The sequence below is a fragment of the bacterium genome, from assembly GCA_029210965.1.
Taxonomy (GTDB): Bacteria; BMS3Abin14; BMS3Abin14; order BMS3Abin14; family BMS3Abin14; genus JALHUC01.
In genome coordinates this window covers 1-509 of record JARGFZ010000154.1, presented here as the reverse complement: position 1 = coordinate 509, position 509 = coordinate 1, and the positions used below count along the sequence as shown (strand labels likewise).

The following is a 509-nucleotide window of genomic DNA, read 5'->3' as shown; positions in this document are numbered from 1 at the left end:
GAAATATATAAACAATTCAGGAGGGTTCCATAGGTGGGATTAATCAAACGATGTCGCCACCTGTTAGCAGACGCATTAGAATTGTGGGGACATAATCATGGATTAATAAATGTTGATATCCATGTGTCTCCTAAAACGATAATACAGTCACTTTCATCGGCCAAACCACACCAAATTAAGAAATTAATAATAAGATATATTCAAGTATCACCAACAGCAATGATTATAGTTTATACTAATCCAAAATATTGGAATCAAATCCCAGAACCAAATAGGAGCTTCGCAGATGAAATTATCAAAAAATCATAGTCAAAGTATTGAAGATAAATTAAAAGGACATGAAGGAACGCCGACACAGATGGAACTGTTTTGGCGAGACGTAACCAAAAAAGCATATCAATTAAACCCGGGATCGATTCAACCAACGATAAACACCATCCGGGAAAGAATCCTGCAAACGCTGACATAATGCAGGATGAATATGATAGGTTAAGGAGTAGATCAGATGA

The 509-nt window shown here is 36.1% G+C and carries 1 protein-coding gene; it reads left to right on the top strand.

What is annotated here, in order from left to right; all coding sequences use genetic code 11:
• Positions 1-33 precede the first annotated feature (33 nt).
• Positions 34-309, top strand: a complete 276-nt coding sequence (locus P1S59_14750; GenBank protein MDF1527477.1) for a hypothetical protein — start codon at positions 34-36, stop codon at positions 307-309.
• Positions 310-509 lie beyond the last annotated feature (200 nt).